This is a genomic window from Streptomyces sp. FH025 (assembly GCF_017427025.1).
Lineage (GTDB): Bacteria > Actinomycetota > Actinomycetes > Streptomycetales > Streptomycetaceae > Kitasatospora.
The window spans coordinates 1-1,353 of the sequence record NZ_JAFLNG010001156.1 but is presented as its reverse complement, the minus strand read 5'-3'; the positions used below and the strand labels follow the sequence as shown (position 1 = coordinate 1,353).

1 protein-coding gene and 1 pseudogene are annotated in these 1,353 nt (G+C 77.0%); both read left to right on the top strand.

Annotation, left to right across the window (positions count from 1 at the left end):
- A partial coding sequence (locus J0670_RS38100) for a VWA domain-containing protein (protein WP_207817344.1) occupies positions 1–1,096 on the top strand: 1,096 nt, incomplete at its 5' end.
- Positions 1,096–1,353: pseudogene (locus J0670_RS38095) on the top strand (hypothetical protein); the annotation flags it as partial. The gene J0670_RS38100 and the pseudogene J0670_RS38095, both read left to right, overlap by 1 nt.

Here is a 1,353-nt window from a genome sequence, read left to right as displayed (position 1 = left end):
TCCCGCCGAGCGCTGGCGCCTGCTGCTCGGCCGCCCGGGCGCCGGCAGCCCGTCCGGTCGCTGCGCCCGACTCGCCACCGCGCTCGACGAGTTGTACGGCAGCGGGCACGGCGAGGGCTCAGGCCCGCGCCTCGACGGCAGGTCCGGCGGCCGCGAGGCCCCGTTCCCCGGTGTGCGGGAGTGGGCGGAGGAGCTGGAGGTCCTGTTCGGTCCGGGCGTGCGCGAGGAGGTGCTGGCGGCGGCCGTCGCCCAGGGCCGGACGGACGTCCTGGAGGCGATCGACCCGTCCGCCGTCCGGCCGTCCGTCGACCTGCTGCGCACGGTGCTGGAGCACGCGGGCGGCCTGCCGGAGGCCCGGGTGGCCCGGCTGCGTCCGCTGGTGCGGCGCCTGGTGGACGAGCTGAGCCGCGAGCTGGCGACCAGGCTGCGCCCGGCGCTGACCGGCATCAGCGTGCCGCGCCCGTCCCGTCGCCCCGGCGGCGGCCTGGACCTCGACCGGACGATCCGGGCCAACCTCGCCACCGCCCGCCCCGCGCCGGACGGCGCCGGCACCCTGATCGTGCCCGAGCGGCCGGTGTTCCGGACCAGGGCCCGGCAGGCCAATGACTGGCGGCTGATCCTGGTGGTGGACGTCTCCGGGTCGATGGAGGCCTCCACGGTCTGGGCGGCGCTCACCGCCTCGATCCTGGCCGGGGTGCCGTCGCTGAGCACGCACTTCGTCGCCTTCTCCACCGAGGTCCTCGACCTCACGGAGCGGGTGGCGGATCCGCTGAGCCTGCTGCTGGAGGTGCGGGTCGGCGGCGGCACCAGCATCGCGACCGGCCTGCGGTACGCGCGGGAGCTGGTGACGGTGCCCTCCCGGACGCTGGTCGCGGTGGTCAGCGACTTCGAGGAGGGCGGCCCGGTCACCGGGCTGCTGGCGCAGACCCGGGCCCTGGTGGACTCCGGGGTGCACCTGCTCGGCTGCGCGGCGCTGGACGACACCGGGACGGCGCGTTACTCGAAGGCGGTCGCGGGCCGGCTGGTCGCGGCCGGCATGCCCGTGGCGGCACTGAGCCCGCTGGAACTGGCCCGCTGGGTGGGGGAGAAGGTGTGATGAGCACGACGGCACACACGAACGAGTGGCCGGGTGTCCGGCCGGAGGTGGTCGCGGAGGTGGTGGCCGGGCTGAGCGCCCGCCTCCAGAAGCGACTGGACGCCGCGGCGGCGAAGCTGGCACAGCGTCCGGTGGCCCGCGAGGGCGACGAGTGGCGGGTGCAGGTGGACGAGGAGGCCCTGCTCGTCCTGCACGCCCCGGGCGGGGTGGTCGCCGGCCCGGGCGACGTCCGCTGCGGCTGCCTGCTCGCCCCGGCC